The sequence below is a fragment of the Pseudomonas hygromyciniae genome, from assembly GCF_016925675.1.
In the GTDB taxonomy this organism is placed as follows: domain Bacteria; phylum Pseudomonadota; class Gammaproteobacteria; order Pseudomonadales; family Pseudomonadaceae; genus Aquipseudomonas; species Aquipseudomonas hygromyciniae.
Genome location: NZ_CP070506.1, coordinates 2,906,492 through 2,923,815, shown reverse-complemented (window position 1 = coordinate 2,923,815; position 17,324 = coordinate 2,906,492). Strand labels below are relative to the sequence as shown.

At 62.1% G+C, this 17,324-nt stretch carries 8 protein-coding genes and 2 pseudogenes; 1 reads left to right on the top strand and 9 read right to left on the bottom strand.

Annotation, left to right across the window (positions count from 1 at the left end; translation table 11 throughout):
* Positions 1-338 precede the first annotated feature (338 nt).
* From JTY93_RS12845 to JTY93_RS12805, 9 genes and pseudogenes are all read right to left on the bottom strand, one after another.
* Positions 339-3,418 (bottom strand): annotated as a pseudogene (locus tag JTY93_RS12845) (autotransporter outer membrane beta-barrel domain-containing protein).
* 85 nt (positions 3,419-3,503) lie between these two features.
* Complete coding sequence (gene eprS / locus JTY93_RS12840; RefSeq protein ID WP_205479252.1) at positions 3,504-6,428, bottom strand: autotransporter serine peptidase EprS; 2,925 nt, start codon at positions 6,426-6,428, stop codon at positions 3,504-3,506.
* Positions 6,429-6,494: 66 nt separating this feature from the next.
* On the bottom strand, positions 6,495-7,832 hold the full coding sequence (locus JTY93_RS12835) for a TolC family outer membrane protein (protein ID WP_205479230.1): 1,338 nt from the start codon (positions 7,830-7,832) through the stop codon (positions 6,495-6,497).
* Positions 7,833-7,834: 2 nt separating this feature from the next.
* Positions 7,835-9,157, bottom strand: coding sequence for an HlyD family type I secretion periplasmic adaptor subunit (locus JTY93_RS12830; protein WP_205479232.1), 1,323 nt, complete (start codon positions 9,155-9,157; stop codon positions 7,835-7,837).
* Positions 9,154-10,905, bottom strand: coding sequence for a type I secretion system permease/ATPase (locus tag JTY93_RS12825; protein ID WP_205479235.1), 1,752 nt, complete (start codon positions 10,903-10,905; stop codon positions 9,154-9,156). The genes JTY93_RS12830 and JTY93_RS12825 overlap by 4 nt, the downstream gene beginning before the upstream one ends.
* Before the next feature lie 177 nt (positions 10,906-11,082).
* The gene (locus JTY93_RS12820) at positions 11,083-11,451 is read right to left on the bottom strand and encodes an AprI/Inh family metalloprotease inhibitor (RefSeq protein WP_205479237.1); all 369 of its coding nucleotides are present in this window, start codon (positions 11,449-11,451) and stop codon (positions 11,083-11,085) included.
* Positions 11,452-11,672: 221 nt separating this feature from the next.
* Positions 11,673-13,121 (bottom strand): serralysin family metalloprotease, encoded by a 1,449-nt coding sequence (locus tag JTY93_RS12815; protein WP_205479240.1) that lies wholly within the window; start codon positions 13,119-13,121, stop codon positions 11,673-11,675.
* A 520-nt stretch (positions 13,122-13,641) separates the two neighbouring features.
* Positions 13,642-14,736 (bottom strand): DmpA family aminopeptidase, encoded by a 1,095-nt coding sequence (locus JTY93_RS12810; protein ID WP_205479242.1) that lies wholly within the window; start codon positions 14,734-14,736, stop codon positions 13,642-13,644.
* A gap of 9 nt (positions 14,737-14,745) precedes the next feature.
* Positions 14,746-16,109 (bottom strand): annotated as a pseudogene (locus JTY93_RS12805) (APC family permease).
* 289 nt (positions 16,110-16,398) lie between these two features.
* Here JTY93_RS12805 and JTY93_RS12800 point away from each other — a divergent pair.
* Entirely contained in the window at positions 16,399-17,193 is a 795-nt protein-coding gene (locus JTY93_RS12800) for a helix-turn-helix transcriptional regulator (protein WP_205479244.1), read from the top strand.
* The last annotated feature ends 131 nt before the right edge of the window (positions 17,194-17,324 follow it).

Sequence of the window (17,324 nt, the reverse complement as noted above, 5' to 3'; positions counted from 1 at the left end):
TGCTGCGGTTACGGCGGCTATTGGTTCCGCCCTTACGGCGGCTCACTTTTGTAGAGCGCAAAAGTAAGCAAAACGCTCTTGCCCCACCACTCGGTGCCTCGCCTAGGCTCGGCATGCCCGCAGTCAGGCATTGCTCCGTGGGCCCGCCGCGATCGGCCATCCATGGCCGTGTCGCGGCTACCCCGGCATCCTGCCGGGGTGCCCACTGCGCAATACCTGTCTGCGGCCAGCGTGGTTTGACGGGGCGCCTAAGATCAAAAGCCAGATCAAAAGCTGAGCAACAGCAACAGCAGAGCCAGAGTGCGCAGCTGTTCCCACATTTTTTGGATCTTCAGGGTCTAGAACGCCCAGTCGAGGCTCAAGCCCACGCCATGGATTTTTCTCCTTGCTGGCCAGCAGGCCGTTGTAGTCAACGTTAAGCCGCGCATCCTTGCTCAGCGCCAGGCTGGCCCGTGCGCCGACCAATGCGGCATCGCGCACCATCGGTGAGCTTTCCACGGCAAACGCGGTGCTGCCCGAGGCAAACGCCAGGTGGCGCTCGGAATCGGTGGCGCTGAGGTTGTGCTGCCAGCCCAGGGTGCCGGAAACGTCCAGAGCGTGATGGTCGCTGGGGTTGAAGGTCTTCAAAGCACGCACGCCGAGGGTGCTGAGCACCAGGTCGCGGGTGTCATCGCCGCCCTTGAGCGCCGCCGCATCGCCTTTCTCGCTGAAGCCGTCGCTGTCCAAGTGCACATAGGCCAGGTTGGCGAATGGCTCCAGCGCCAGCGGTTGCAGGTTCAGGCGATAAGCCGCTTCGGTGAAGAGCTGGGTGCTGCGGGCATCGACCTTGGCTTTCTGCTTGCCGGCGACTTCGCCGTATTGCAGCTCACGCTTTACATCGGCGCGATGCCAGCTGTAGGTCGCCCCGCCGCTCAGGCGCCAGGCGCCGATTTCGTGCCCGGCATAGGCGCCAAAGTGGTAGCTGTCCACCGATGCCCGCGAATGGGTGCCATCGCCCATGTTCAGCGAGGTATCGCTGTAGCCGGCGACCAGCCCCAGGCGTGTGTCTTCATCCAGTGCACCGTCCACACCCGCGAGCAATCCGCCGATGGAAGTGGTGTAGCCCGCCGTGTCGCTGCTGCTGTCGGTTTTACCCCAGGCGCCAAGGGCCTTGACCCAGACATTGCCGCGGGTGTCGATGGTTTGTGGCGAGGCGCCCATTTCACCCTGCTGTAGACGTTCGCCCACCGCTTCGCGCAGGTAGCGGTTGTCATTGATCAGGGCGGTTTCCAGGGCCGGGTAGATTTCCCCTGACAACTGTTGGAACGCCCCTTGCGCCGAGGCCGCACTCGGCGCCAGCAGCAGGCTTTCATAGACGCCATTACCCGCGCCCAGTTGTTCGGCAGCGCCCGCCACGGCGCGCTGGTTATCGGTTGCCGCCACACTGGCGAAACTGTTGGCGGTCCGCGCGACATCCAGTTGCACGCCGTTGGCGCCATAGTTCAGGTTGCCGCCCACAAACAGGTAGTTGGGCAACACCTGCGCGAAGCTGCCGGTAACTCCCCCAGCCGCCTGCAGGATGTTGTACTGGCGACCGATCAGGCTTTGCGCCTCGGGCTGGCTGAGCAGTGTCGGGCTGTTTTCCAGGGCCAGGGTCACGGTGCCGCCGTTGAGGGTGGCCTTGCCACCGGCGACGATACGGTCGCTGCTGCTATTGGACAGCTCTACCGCATAGGTGGAGCCGGCGTCGAAGTTGATATCCCCGGCCACGTTCAATGTGCCGATGGAGTTGCCCGGCGCTACCGTACCGCCGTTTTTCGCGTGCAGCGCGCCGATGCTGCCGGAGCCGCCCAACACGCCGCTGTTGCTCACAGTGACCTGCGATGCCAGCGAGCCATTGACCGCCAGCAGGCCTTGATTGACCAGGGTCGGCCCGCTGTAGGTGTTGTTGCCGGTCAGCACCAGCGTACCGATGCCCTGCTTGGTCAGGCCACCATGCCCGGAAATGTCATTGCTCCACACATCCCGCCCGCAGTGCACATCGTCACACAGGCGCTGGGTGGGCTTGCCGGCGTCGACCACCGCCCCTACCCCCCGGCAAGTCCGCGACAAACTGGCCGCTGCCGTAGCCGCCCTCGACGCGGAATTCGGCCGGAATGTCCTCGGCAGTGATGAACATCCCCGGCCCGCTGACCGCCTTGCCCAGGTTGATCATGCCCCAACCGTATAGCGCGTCGATGCCCGGCGCCCCCAGGTCGGTGGCGGTGGTCTTGAGCAGCGTGGAAATCTGCTCGCCGCTCATATACGGGAAACGCTCCATCAACACGGCGGCGGCGCCTGCCACGTGGGGTGCGGCCATGGAGGTACCGTTTTTGTTGTTCCAGCCCAGGGTCATGTTATCGACCGTGGTGCCCACCATCACCGAGCTGTAAATCGCCGTGCCGGGGGCCGACACACAGAAGCTGGCGGCATAGCCGCAACGGGACGAGAACGTGCTGATCACATAAGGGTTGGGGCTGTTAGTGTCCGCGTTGCGTTGCAATGCCGCCACCGACAGCCAATTGGGCGTGATCTCGGGTACGAAGTACGCCAGACCGGAAATCGCATCGGGGTTGTTCAGGTTGTAGTCGTTGCCGGCCGCGAAGATCGTCAGCACCCCGCTGCGCGCCGCGTTGATCGCCCCGGTGTAAGCGCCACCTGGCGCGGTGCCCAATAACGGCTTGATCTGGTCGAACTGGGCCTGCGCGTCGCTCAGGCCGAAATGGGGGAACGCTGGATCCTTGCCACCCTTGGCAAACTGATCGCCAATGCCGATGCCCCAGCTGTTGTTGATGATGCGTGCGCCGTTGGCCACCAGGCTGTCCCAGCCGGCCTGGTACACCGCACCGTCGTTGCCCAGGATGATCCCGTCTTCGGGGCCCGGGTCGCCGTTCTCGGCACTGAGGATCTGCGCGTTATAGGCCACGCCGTGCATCGGCCCGCCGTTGCGATCGCCAGCGGCGATGCCACCGACATGGGTGCCGTGGTCGCCCAGCTTTCCGTTGGAGCCCTGGGACGGTGTGCCGTCATAGCGGAACGGGTCACCGGCCTTCACTGGGATATAGGGGTCGGTGTATTGGCGGATCCCTTCAGTGACCAGGGTCTGCACCTTGCCCGGGCTGGAAAACTCGGGATGCAGGGCATATACCGGCTGATCGAAAATCCCCAGCTTCACGCCCTTGCCACTGTAACCGGCGGCATACGCCACATCGGCATTCACCGCCCCCAGGCCCCAGTCGGCCTTGAATTCATTGCTGCGCCAACTGGCGACATCCCCCAGTTTGCCGGTTTCGACGTAGGGTGCGGCCTGGGCGGTACCCAGGCTGGCCAGGCAACACAGCAACGCGCCGTATGGCACGCGACTCAAGGCTTTGAGCGGGTAGCCCGGGCCTGTTGGGATGGCGGAGTGAAACCCTCGTTGTTTTGCGTTCACGGTGACCTTCCTTAGTTTTGTTGCGTTTGTTGTTCTTGTTGTTGGAGCCGATTCAGAACTGCCAGTCGAGGCTCAGCCCCACCCCTTGATTGTTTTCCTTCGCGCCCAGTTGGCCGTTGTAATCGAGGTTGACCCGCGTGGTGTCACTCAATGCCAGGCTGGCTTTCAAGCCCACCAACGCGGCGTCGCGCTGCAACGGTGTGCTGCGCACGGCAAACGAGGGGCCGCCAGCGACAAAGGCCAGATGTTCCTCGGACTCAACCGGCGTAAGGCTGTGCTGCCAGCCCAGGGATCCGGAGAGTTCCACTTGCTGCTGGTCATTCAGAGACAGGGTTTTGAGGGCGCGCAGGCCCAGGGTGCCAAGGGTGGCGTCGCGCCGATCACTGCCGCGTTGCAGGGCTGCGCCAGCGCCTTTTTCATGGAACCGTTCGCTGTCCAGGTGTACGTAGGCCAGGTTGGCGAACGGTTCCAGGGCCAGGGCTTGCAGGTCCAGGCGATAGGCCGCCTCGGTGAACACCTGAAGGCTGCGCGCATCCAGCTTGGTTTTTTGCTTGGCGCTGACGTCAGCGTATTGCAGGTCACGCTGCACATCGCCGCGATGCCAGCTGTAGGCACCGCCCAGGCTGACGCGCCAGTTACCCAGCTCACGCCCGGCATAGGTGCCCAGGTGATAGCTGTCGACATCGGCCGACGAATGCGTGCCATCGCCCATGTTCAGCGAACTGTCGCTATAGCCCGCCATCACACCCACACGGGTCTGCTCGTCCCACTGGCCATCGACCCCCAGCAACATCCCGCCGATAGAGCGGGTGTAACCGGCGTATTCGCTTTGGCTGTCGGCCTTGCCCCAGGCACCGAGGGCCTTGATCCACAGGTTGCTTTCGCCCGTGACAGGCACATGGCGCAAGCGCTCACCGACGGCATCGCGTACATGGCGGCTGTCGTTGATCAACATGGCGCCCACCGCCGGGTAGATCTCGCCAGACAACTGCTGGAAGGCTTGGCGGGCAACCACGCTGGAATCACTACTCAGCACGCTTTCATACACTGGGTTGCCAGCCCCCAACTGCTCGGCAGCCGCGGCCACGGCGCGCTGGTTGCGGGTCGCCGCGACGCTGGCAAAGCTCGCATCATTGCGGGCGATCGCCAGTTGCACGCCGTTGCCGGTGTAATCGAGGTCGCCACCGAGAAAAAGGTAGTTGGGCATTACCGCAGCAAAACTTCCGGTGATACCGCCCGCCGCCTGCAAAATGGTGTACTGGCGACCGATCAGGCTTTGCGCCTGAGGCTGGCTGAGCAAGGTCGGGCTGTTTTCCAGGGCCAGGGTCACGGTGCCGCCGTTGAGGGTGGCTCTGCCGTCGGCAACGATACGATCACTGCTGGCGTTCGACAGCTCCACGGCATAGGTGGAACCAGCGTTGAAGCTCACATCGCCACTCACGTTCAAGGTGCCGATGGAGTTGCCCGGCGCCACCACGCTGCCGCTATTGGCCTGCAACGCGCCAATGCGTCCGGAGCCGCCCAAGGTCCCGCCATTGTTGACCGTGACCGCCGAGGTCAACGAACCATCAACCTTCAACACTCCGCCATTGACCGTGGTCGGGCCGCGATAAGTGCTGTCGCCACTGAGCACCAGGCTGCCGCCGCCGGACTTGATCAGGCTGCCTTGATACACACGCAGGGCGCCAGCCGCATCACGGGCCATGCCCACCGCGTAGTCCGTCTGTTCCTGCTGGCTGGCGCCGGCGCCGATGCCATTTCCCCAGCCCTTGTCCTGCAAGGTCTGTTGCCAGGCCAGGTGTTCGGCGCGGTCTTCGGCCTGGCGCTGCAGCAGCGCCTTGTCGGAGATGCCATTGCTCCACACATCGCCCTGCCCGACAGCCAGGTTGACGTCCATGGGGCCGAGCAACTGCCCTGGCCCATGCATCGCCCGGCCAAGGTCCGGCACGCCCCAGCCGACCTTGGCGGTCGGCGCGTCGGTCAGCGAACCATCCAGTTGCGTGGCCGTTGTCAACAACACCTGCAAGGCCTGCTCGTTGTTCAAGTACGGGTAGCGCTCCATCACCAGCGCCAAGGCGCCCGTAGCATGGGGGGCCGACATCGAGGTGCCGGATTTGACCGCGTAACCGCCGCCGGGAATGGTGCTGTCGATCTTCGCGCCGGGGGTGGAGATGCACCAATACTTGGCGATGCCACACTGGTTGTACTTCTGGTTATTGGCCTGGTCCAGGCCCGACACCGCCAGCCAATGGCCTTCGAGTTCCGGTTCAAAGTACGGCAAGGCTGAGCGCACGCTGGCGTTGGCGTAGCCGCTGTTGCCGGCGCTGAACACATTGATCACCCCGGCCCGGGCCACATCGGCAGCGGCTTCCAGCCAGGTACCCTGGTTGAAGTGTTGGGCGTAGGCCGCGTGCAGGTCGCCCAGGGTCTGGTAGCTGACATCCTTGGGCTGGCTGCCCCAGCTGTTGTTGATCGCGCGCACCCCGGAATCGACCATGGCGCTGTACACCGCCTTGAAATACTGGGGATCGGGCGTCGGGCCAAACAGAAAGCTGTCGTTGGCGTTGGTATTGCCCACATAGAGCTGCGCGTTGTAGGCCACGCCATGCATGCCAATGCCATCACGCGCAGCGCCCATGGTGCCGGTGACGTGGGTGCCGTGGGAGTCGTTGTTGGGGCTCAACGCACCGGTGGTGGAGAACGGGCTGCCATCCACATAGGTGCCGTTGGCTGTCACCGGGTGAAAGCGCTCCGGGGACGCTTCGGGGTGGCTGGCATCGAAGCCCGAGTCCAGCGCGCCAATCTTGACCCCGGCACCGCTGATACCCGCCGCATAGGCTTGATCGGCCTGCATGCGCCCCAGGCCCCAGTCCCTTTGATACTCCGCCGAGCGCCAACTGGCGGGGTCGCCCGGCTTGCCGGTTTCCACATAGGGCGCGGCCTGGGCAGTGCCCAGGCTGGCCAGCCCACACAGCATGACGCAGTGATAGCCTCGTTGTTTCGCGCTCACGGTGACCGTCCTCACTTTTCTTGTGTTTTTTATTCAGCGCGGGGCTGGGCCGAAGGCTTCGTCGACCTTGGCCAGGTCGGTGTCGCGCAGGTTGCCCGCGTAGTAATGCAACTTGGTCCAGGCCATCAGGTAGTCGTAACGGGCCTGGGCCAGGTCGCGGCGGGTGCTGTACAGCTGCTGCTCGGCGTTGAGGGCATCGAGATTGACGCGCTCGCCGCCGAGGATGCTTTGCTTGGTGGACACCACCAGCGCTTCGGCCGAGGTCAGGGCTTTTTGATAGGCGCGCAGCTTGCTGACCCCCGACAGGCAGGCACTGAACTGGCGTCGCAACTCGATCAGGGTCTCGCGGGTCTTGCCCTCCAGTTCGTACTCGGCCTGCTCCATGGAGCGACTGGCCTGGCGGGTGGACGCCGATACGCCACCCCCGGCATACAGCGGCACGCTGACTTCAATGCCGATGGTGTTGGTGTCGTAGCGCTGGTTGTAGGTGTTGCCGCTGTCGGATTCCTGCTGGCGCGAACTGGCATACGCAGTGATCCGCGGCAGGTGCCCGGCGCGGTTGCGTTCCACTTCATAGCGCGCCACTTCCACGGCCTGGCGCTGGGAGGCCAGGGTCGGGTTGTTGGTCAGCGCCAGTTCGTGCCAGCTGTCGTAGTTGGCCGGGGCCAGGGTGAAGGCGGCAAAGTCGCGGCTCAGTGGCGCCAGGTCGGCGATATCGACGCTCTGTACGCCAAGCAATGCGCCCAGTTCGCGCAGTGACGCGTCCTGCTCGTCAAGCGCCTGGATCTCTTCGGCGGTCGCCAGTTCATAACGGGATTCGGCCTCCAGAATGTCGGTACGGGTGCCCTCGCCTTGCTGGAACAGGTGCTGGTTCTGCTGGAACTGCTGCTCGTAGGCTTTCTTTTTTGCCCGGGCGATATCGATCTGGTCCTGGGCGAACAGGGCCTGGGTGTAATACGTCAGCACCCGCACCAACAGTGCCTGGCTTTTGTCGCGAAAACTCTCGTCGGCAAACAGCGCCTGGGCCACGCCCTTGCGGTAGTTGGCATAGGCTTCGTAGTCGAACAGCGGCTGTTGCAGGGTGAAGGTCGAGCCGAAGCTGTTGTAGTTGCGGTCGTCGTGATAGTGGCCGCCACGGCCATCGGGCAGGTTGGCCTGGGAGTTGTTGCGACCCTTGTTGTAGTTGTACGACAGCCGGGGCAACAGGCCGGCGCGGCCAATGGTGCGGTTTTCCAGGCCGGCGTCACGCTCCTTGATCGCACCGAGGAACACTGGATCGTTTCGCAGGGCCAGTTCATACACATCGAACGGGCCCATGGCGGCCTGGGCGCTGCTGCAGGCGAGGAGCAAGGCGATGAACAGTGGCTTCATGCTCATTCCTCGGTCAACGCCGAGCCGGCACGGTCGAGCAGCGGCTTGAACAGGTAGTTGAGCAACGAGCGTTCGCCGGTACGCACAAACATCTCGGCAGGCATGCCCGGCTTGATCACCAGGCCCTGGAGTTTTTCCAGGGAGGCATCGCTGACCGTGGTGCGCAGCACGTAATACGGCGCGCCGGTTTTTTCATCGAGCAACTGGTCGGCGGAGATCAGGCTCACTTCTCCCGGCACTCGAGGCGTGCGGCTCTGATTGAAGGCGGTGAACAGAATGTCCACGGGCAGATGGCTGCCGACCTTGTCCACCAGGTTCACCGGCAAACGCCCTTCCACTTCCAGGCGCGTGTCCTGGGGCACGATTTCCAGCAGGGTTTCCCCGGCTCGCACCACGGCACCCTCGGTATGCACCCCGAGGTTGACTGCGATGCCATCGGCCGGCGCGTTGATTTCACTGTGTTGCAGGTCAAAGCCGGCGGAGGTCAACTGCTGCTCCAGGGTCAGGCTGCGTAGCTGCGCGTCGGCCAGTTGGCTGCGCACTTCCTTCTGGTACTCCTCGCTGTGCTGTTGCAACTTGAGGCGCGATTCGAGAATGCCCTGCTCCAGGCGCCCGCTTTCGCCGCTGTTCTGCGCCAGGTCCTGCTGCACCTGGGACAGTTGACGCTGGTACTCCAGCAAGCGGTTGCGCGGGATGTAGCCGTTGTCGGCCAAGGGTTGCAGGTTGGCCAGTTGATCACGCAGCGATTGCGCCTGGGCGCTCAGGTCAGTGCGGGCGCGGCGCATGCCGTTGAGTTGGGCGCTGGCGCCTTCGATGCTGGCGCGGATCCCCGATTGCTCGCGGGCAAAGGCATCGCGCCGGCTGCTGAACAACTGGCGCTGGCCTTCAAGCACCAAGGCCAGCGCAGGATCGGCGGCGCTACTCAGTTCAGCGGGAAAGACCACCGCCGGTAAGTTATCGCGCTCGCTCTGCCAACGGGCGACGCTGGCCCAGGCCATGCGGTATTGGGCTTGCAGGGAATGCACGTCGGCCTGGCTTTGGGTCTGGTCGAGGCGAAACAGCGGCTGGCCCTGTTTGACCACCTCGCCTTCGCGCACCAGGATCCGGCTGACCACGCCGGGGCTCAGGGTTTGCACGGCCTTGCGCTTGCCGGACACCACCACTGTGCCCTGCACCGGGATCCCCTGGTCCAGCGGCGCGAGGCTGGCCCAGAGGAAGAATCCCCCCGCGCCGACCACCGTCATTACCCAGCCCAAACGGGAGAAAAAGCGCGCATCGCGCTCGGGAAAGGTCTGCTCTGGTTGCAGGCTGTTCTTGGTACTCATTGGCCTGGATTCCTTGCCGCAGGATATTGACGGTTCAAGCTGACGCCGGCCTTTTCACGGGGTGGCTCCGCTTGCCCGGACAGCGCCCGCAGCACCTCTTGGCTGGGGCCAAACGCTTGCAGGCGGCCTTCGTTGAGCACCAGCAGCTTGTCGGCCTGGGCCAGCGCCGAAGAGCGGTGGGTCACCAGGATCACGCTGCTGCCCTGGGCTTTCATCTGCATGATGGCGCTGGCCAAAGCGGCCTCGCCCACGGTGTCGAGGTTGGAATTGGGTTCGTCGAGCACAATCAGGCGCGGCCCGCCATACAGCGCACGGGCCAGGGCCACCCGTTGTTTCTGCCCGCCAGACAGGCCGCTGCCGTCGTCGCCCAACACCGTGTCGTAGCCTTGGGGCAAGCGAAGAATCAGGTCATGCACCCCGGCTTGCTGGGCGGCCTGCACCACCCGCTCCGGGTCAGCCTGGCGAAAACGCGCGATGTTGTCGGCGATGCTGCCGCTGAACAGTTCGATGTCCTGGGGCAAGTAACCGATATGGGGGCCGAGGTCGTCGCGGTCCCAGCGATGGATATCGGCACCGTCCAGGCGCACCGTGCCAGCCAGGGTTGGCCACACGCCCACCAGCACCCGCGCCAGGGTCGATTTGCCGGACCCGGAAGCCCCCAACACCCCCAGCACTTCACCGGCCGCGAGGTTGAAACTGACCTGATGCAAGGTGGCTACGCGCCGCCCCGGAGGGCCGGCGCTGACCTGCTCGAAACTCACCTGGCCCTTGGGCGGCGGCAACGCCATGGCCTGCGCCCCGGGCGGGAACGCCTGCAACAGCTCATCCAGGCGCTGGTAGGCCAGCTTGGCCGAGCTCCATTGCTTCCATACGGCAATCAACTGGTCGATGGGACTCAACACTCGGCCCATCAGGATGGTCCCGGCAATCATCATCCCGGCGGTCATCTGGCCCTTGATCACCAACAAGGCACCGAGCCCCAGCACCAGCGATTGCAGGAGCAGGCGCAAGGACTTGCTCAGGGAGCTGATCACCGAACCGGTGTCGCTGGCCTGGTTCTGCAAGCCGAGAAACCGCGAATGCACCTGGAACCAACGAGCGCGCAGCGCCCCCAGCATGCCCATGGCCTGGATAGTCTCGGCATTGTGCAAGTGGCTGGTGGCCAATTGGGTGGACTGTTGCGAGTAGCCGCTGGCTTCGCGCAACGGCTTTTTGGTGAGGTATTCGTTAAGGCATGCCAGCGCAATCAACAGCACAGCCCCAGCCGTGGCCAACACCCCAAGCCACACGTTAAACAGGAAGATCACCAGCAAGTAGATCGGGAACCACGGCGCATCGAAGAACGCAAACAACGCCGGCCCGGTGAGGAACTGGCGGATATGGGTCAAATCCCCCAAGGATTGCCCGGCGTGACCTTCGCCCTGTTGCAGGTTGCGCTCGAAGGCGGCCTTGTAGACCTGCAGGTTGAACCGACGCTCCAACTGGCTGCCGATGCGGATCACGATAAAGCTGCGCACCACTTCCAGGGTGCCGATAAAGGCGAAGAACCCCACCACCATCAGGGTCAACATCACCAAGGTGGTTTCGTTCTGCGATGACAGTACCCGGTCATAGACTTGCAGCATATAAATGGACGGCACCAGCATCAGCAGATTGATCAACGCAGTGAAGCAACCGACGCTGATCAGGATACTTTTATAATCGCCGAGGGCTTTAAACAGTGGAGCAGTGGGAGTGGTCTTCGCCATGTTGCCTGATCTTCCCTGAGCTGAAATACGCGCAATAGTCTGCCGAGCGCCCCAAACAAGGGGGCGGGCAACTATTTCAATAGTGCTTGATATGTTGGAAGTGACAGGCCGATATAGGTCGCGACCAACAAATACATCTATATCTGGCAGTTATAAGCCTATAACCGCATTACTTGATTATTGTGTGCGTTGCAGTAACAGCTCTAATCCAGAAGCAGAACGCGCGGTATATTCGCCTTCTTTCTGCCGATTCAAATGGGTTATACCGGTGCCCTCGGCATTCATCAGCCAGATACCGTCCGGGGTGGGTAACCAGGTCAGGGGTTTTTGCCCCAGCCACTGTTGCGCACAATCAATATCACCGGCCAGGCTGTTGGGTTGGGCGATCAGATCCAGCTCGCAGACCTGCTCCTGCTGGCGCAGTTGCCAGTGTCCAGCCAGTTGATCGGTGCTGGGTAAAACAAGGCTGCTTGCCATTGCGTGGGCTCCTGCCGACACGAGCAACGCCGGGATCAACCAGGCGGTTGCGTTACGAAAAATAGTCATCACCGTTACCTGTTTGCGATGAGCGAGGCTGTTGTGGTGAGCGGGGCTTGTTGTGGCGAGGGGGCTTGTCCCCCGGTTGGACGGCGTAGCAGTCCCATTTTTTAGGGCCGCTTCGCGCCCCAGCGCGGGGCAAGCCCGCTCGCCACAACAAGCCCCATTGCCACAACAAACAAGCCCTCCCACAACAACAAACCCCGCTCACCACAGGTCCTACGCCTTGATCAAGCCACGATATCGCTATAGGCCGCCTGGCCTACGGTGGTGACGAGGAAATCCGCCACGCCGTGCCCGGAAAAGTCCACCGCCAACGTGCCCAGGTTGGTACCCGAGGCATAGGTCAACACAGCATCACCGGCAGCACCAGTAAAGGCGTTGACGAAATGCAGGCCACCGCCTTTGGTGATGCCGGTCAGGTCGATCTTGTCCGAACCCGAGGTGAAGTCAAGGATCTGGTCCGCCGCACCTGGCCGGGAATCAGAGCTGGCACCAAACACAAAGGTGTCCGAGCCCGCGCCGCCCCATAGCTTGTCGGCCCCGCCACCGCCGTAGATCAGGTCGTTACCGGCACCACCCTTGAGGGTGTTGGCCACTGCGTTGCCGATCAGCAGGTCGTTGCCCGAACCGCCAAAGGCGTTTTCCACGGTCACGCCCTGGGCAATCGACACGTTACCCACCAGGCCGCCCACGTCGGAGAACGACGTCTCGTTGAGGTTGATTTTCTGGTTCTGGGTAAAGCCGGAGAAGTCCAGGGTGTCGTTGCCGCCACCGTCCCACACCGAGAACACCAGCTTGTCGGCATTGGAAGTGGCGCTGAGGTGATCACGCCCGGTGTTGGAGTTGAAACCGTAGGTGGTGTCACCGGCACGGGTGTTGTAGTTGGCACCGTAGAGCTTCTGGATCGCCGCGATATCATCGATCAGCGGGCCGGACGCATAGGCCTCTACCCCGCCTTTGGTGAAGTTCTGGTTGGTGTTGTTTTCACCCCAGTAGCTCATCACGCTGTAGCCACGGGTGTCCTGGCCGTAGTCCGCATCTTTGTAAGACGGGTTGCCGGTCCCGGCGTTGTAGTCGCCAGGGTGATCCAGGCCCAGGGTATGGCCGATCTCGTGGGTCAGGGTCTGGCGCCCGTAGTTGTTCAGGCCAGGGTTGATGTTGGCGGTGTAGCTGTTGTTGATCAGGTACCACGAGGTGCCATCCGTGCCGCTCGTGTGGTACTTCTCATTGGTGCCGGGCAGGTAGGCAAAGGCGGCGGCGCCGTCCTGGCCTGCGCTGTAGTTGCCGAAGGTCATGTGGAAGTCACCGCCCGAGGCTTTCTCGGTGAAGGTGACATTGGCCACGTCGGCCCAGGATTGCATGGCCAGTACGGCCTGGCCTTTTTGCAGGTTGCTGAACTGGCTGAACCCGGAGATGCCATGCTTGTTCATGGTTGCCGAGGAAGCCGAGGTCAGGAAGGTGTAGGTCAGATCGATTCTGCCGTTGCCGTCAACGTCCCGGTATGCCGCGTTTTCGCGCAGCAAATGGTCGGCTGCCTGGTCGACAGAGAACGAAGGTTTGCCATTGACCGTGAGGTTGCCGCCACGGTCGTACAAATGGCTAAAGCTATCGATTTGTGAATAGGCACTACTTGCTTGAGCTGCCGAGACAATAGCTTTGTCTTTTACTTTCGACATAAACGTACTTCCTTGTTTGCAAGTGGAACAGTTTTTGTCCGATATGACGCTCTCTGGCGAGATCGTCCTATCACTCGCCTCTTATGAAGGCGAAAGAAAACTGACACAATTCGAAATCACACGTCCAGTATTTTTTTTGCTGGAAAAGTGCACGAAGGGAATAACGCCTGCAAACACTGGGCAATAAGTGTTTATATTCTTTTTTTTAGACGGGATACCGGGAAGTTGGTTATTTAAATATTAAATAGTGCTAAATGATTAAATGCCAGACAGGTCACACTTTAATATTAAATGGATCCAATTAATTGATTGGGCTCCAATTTAAAAGTGTCACCGTGTCATTAACAACAATACATCCTGTGGCGAGCGGGCTTGCCCCGCGCTGGGGTGCGTAGCAGCCCTAAAAGCAGGCACTGCGGTTTACCTGAACGTCCGTGGAAGTCCTATTGGGGCTGCTGCGCAACCCAGCGCGGGGCAAGCCCGCTCGCCACAGACACAGACACAGCCGCGCCTCACCCCTTTAGCGCCAGCCTGTCTGGCGCATTGCCTCCAGCAGCGTCTGCCCATCCAGGCCCGGCACCAGCACGCCATCGGCGGTGGTCATGTCTTCCCCGGCGAGGATCGCGTTGATGATCGCCTCTTCCACCGCCTCGGCCGCGGCACTGAACAACGGTGAAATATGATCATTGTTGACCATGCTCAACGCCGTACTCAGGGGCAAGTCCTTGCGCCCGTAATCCGCAGGCGGCAGGTCATGATTGCCGGTGGCAAACGCCAGGAACAAGTCGCCACTGGAATCCTCGGTACCGCCGCCGGTGCGGGCAATACCGATGGAGGCGCGTTGCGCCAGGCGCTGGCACTGGTGCGGCAGCAATGGCGCATCGGTGGCGATGATCACCACGATGGAGCCCATGCCTGGGGTGCCACGCTCGGCAAACGGCGAGGCAATTTCCATCAAGTGCCGCCCCACCGGGTAGCCATCCACCCGCAGTTCCTGGCGCTTGCCGTGGTTGGCCTGCACCAGCACGCCAACGGTCCAGCCGCCCTGCTCCGCCGGCAACTTGCGCGAGGCGCTGCCAATGCCGCCCTTGAACTCATGGCAGATCATCCCGGTGCCGCCGCCGACGGCGCCTTCCTGCACCGGGCCGGATTCTGCATTGGCCATGGCCTGGAGCACATGCTCGGGACCGATGTGCTGGCCCCAGATATCGTTGAGCAGGCCGTCATAGGTCTCCATCACCACCGGCATGCACCAGTACACCGCCGGGTCAGCCAGGCTGTCGCGCTCCAGGGCAATCAGGGTGTCACGCACAATGCCCATACTGTGGGTGTTGGTGATCGCCAGCGGCGTGGTCAGCAGCCCGGCTTCGCTGATCCATTCCAGGCCGGTGGCGTCGCCATTGCCGTTGAGCACGTGATACCCGGCGAAGCACGGCTGTAGCCGCGCAGCACCGGCCCGCGGCTGGATCAGCGTGACCCCGGTGCGTACCTGCTTGCCATCGATCTGCTCCTTGAGCGTGCTGTGGCCGACCCGAACCCCGGGGACGTCGGTAATCGCATTCAATTCGCCGGGTGTGCCCAACCCCAACGTAATGCCCAATTGACGTGCGCGCATAACCACTCCTTACAGTTTCTGGAACGCCGGACTCGTCCGGCCGCTGATGCAATAGAGGATCACCGACAAGGCCAGCAGGCCGATGATAATCATGATGTCGCGCATGGACGCCGCGATAAACAAGGTAAACAACAGATAACCCGCGCCCGCCACCGCCAGCAACGCCGGCACCGGCCACAGGGGCATGCGGTACGGGTGCTCGCGGTCGCGCAGCAGCACCCGGCTCATCAGCGCACTCAGGGCGACGATCAGGTACACCAGCATGATCAACAACACACTGAAGGACGTCAGGTCCGCCAGGTTGGAGCTGAAGCTGAGCAGTGCCGAAGGGATCGCCAGGAACAGCGTGGCCAGCCATGGCGAATCCCAGCGCGGGTGGATACGGGTGAAGAGTTTATTGATGGTCGGCGTCCACAGCGCATCGCGGCCACTGCTGAACACGACCCGGCCGATCTGGATAACGATGGCAACGATGGCGTTGAACACTGAGAGGAAGATCCCGGCACTGACCAGCCGCGACAGGGTTTCATTGCCATGACTGGTCAGCAGGTAACCGATGGGATCCGGGCTGCTGATCATCTCACTGAGGGATGGGGCACCGATCAACAGTGCGGTAATTGGTACCAACTCGATCACCACCACCAGGCCCAGGGACCACAGCACCGCCTTGTGCACGCCCTTGCCACCGCACTTCATGTCTTCGGCCAACAACACCGCCGGGCCATAGCCGTTGAACGAGAACAGGCCGATGCCCACCGCGCCGATCACCAGGGCCCAGGGCGCCAAATGCAATACACCGTTTTCGACGATTTGCGGCTGGAACAGCACACTGGCCGGCTGCACCGGGTTGCCAAAGCCGATAAACACGATCACCAGCAACGCCGCCACTTCCAGCAACAGGCAGGTGCCGGTGATCCAGGCATTGAGCTTGATATTGAGGATGCCCAGGGCGTAACTGCACACCACAATCACCAGGGCCACGGTTTGTGAGTCGAACTTGGTGCCCAGGGCATTATTGAGGTACGTCGCCGCACCGGTGGCCAGTACCGGCGGGATAAACAGCAACATCACCAGTACGGTGAGGAAGGTCGCGTAGCCCGCCATTCCGCCGAACACCCGCTTGGCGTACACATACTCGCCACCCGCGCTGTTATGGGCGCGCCCCAGTTCGGGTAGCAAAAGGCGAACATCAACGCCAGTAACCCGGCCATCACAAACGCCAGGAACACGCCACTGCCGGCTTGCTGGATCGCAAACGGCGCAATGACAAACACGGAACTGGCCGGAGTCACCGCCGAAACAGTAATGGCCACCACATCGAACACACTCAAGGTAGGTTTCAGCACGCCGTCAGGCGCGGGGGTTGTGCTCATATCGTTATCCTCTTGTTTATTCTTGGTTTGAGGCAGAAACGAAAAAAGGGACGCCGGGAAATTTCGAATTGTTGTGTAGGAGCTAGCTTGCTCGCGAAAGACGTCAACGCAAACGCGTGCTGACTGGGTAACCGCAGCGCGCTCAGGCTTTTCGCGAGCAAGCTCGCTCCTACAGGGAATGTAGGGGTTGCCACTGCACCGGCCAATTCCCCTATTGGAGTACTCCCCTTGACGGGACGGGGTAAAAACCGAACTCTTGGCCGATCTTTCAGCCATCGGAACCCATCACATGAGCCTGTTTCGGGAAATCGGCATGCATGCGGGCCTGGGTCGCACCGTGTCGCAAATTGGCACCGAGCGTTTCTGGAAGCAATTGGTGCTGTTGCTGCACCAGAACCTGGCTTTCGATAACGCCCTGGCGATCTTCTACCCGCTGGATGGCCCGCCCCAGGCGCTGGAAGAGTACGACGCGCAGCCCACCAGCAAACCAGCGTCGATGCTGGTGTACCTCAATGGTTTGTACTTGCTCGACCCGTTCTTCCAGGCGTGCCGCGAAGGCTACGCCAGTGGCGTATACCGTCTGGAAGAGGTGGCGCCGGACCATTTCCGCCAGAGCGAGTATTTCCTCAATTACTTCCACGACAACGTGCTGGAGGATGAAGTGCAATTCATCCTGCAACTGCCTGGGGCAGGCACCTTGTCGTTGTCATTGGGGATGCAGCGGGTATTTACCGCGACGCAAACCGGGCTGCTGACGCTGTTGGCGGCGTGGGTGCTGCCGTTGATGCAGCAGCATTGGCAACAGATTACCCAGCGCGCACCGGCCGGCGAGGCGATGGCCAGCCAGATACGCGATGCGTTGAGCCATTTCGGCAGTGGCGTGCTGTCCGAGCGCGAACTGGAAATCGCCCGCCTGGTCCTGCGCGGGTTCTCGTCCAAGGCCATGGCCGAACGCCTGAGCATCTCGCCAGACACGGTCAAGGTGCATCGACGCCACCTTTACGCCAAGCTGGATATCTCGTCGCAGCCGGAGTTGTTTTCGTTGTTTATCCAGTCGCTGGGGCACGACCTGGATAACCCCTAGACCCGGTTGTGGCGAGGGGGCTTGTCCCCCGATGGGCTGCGCAGCAGCCCCAAAGCCAGCCACCTCGGTGTCTCTGATGAAACTGAGGGGACCTTATTGGGGCTGCTGCGCAGCCCATCGGGGGACAAGCC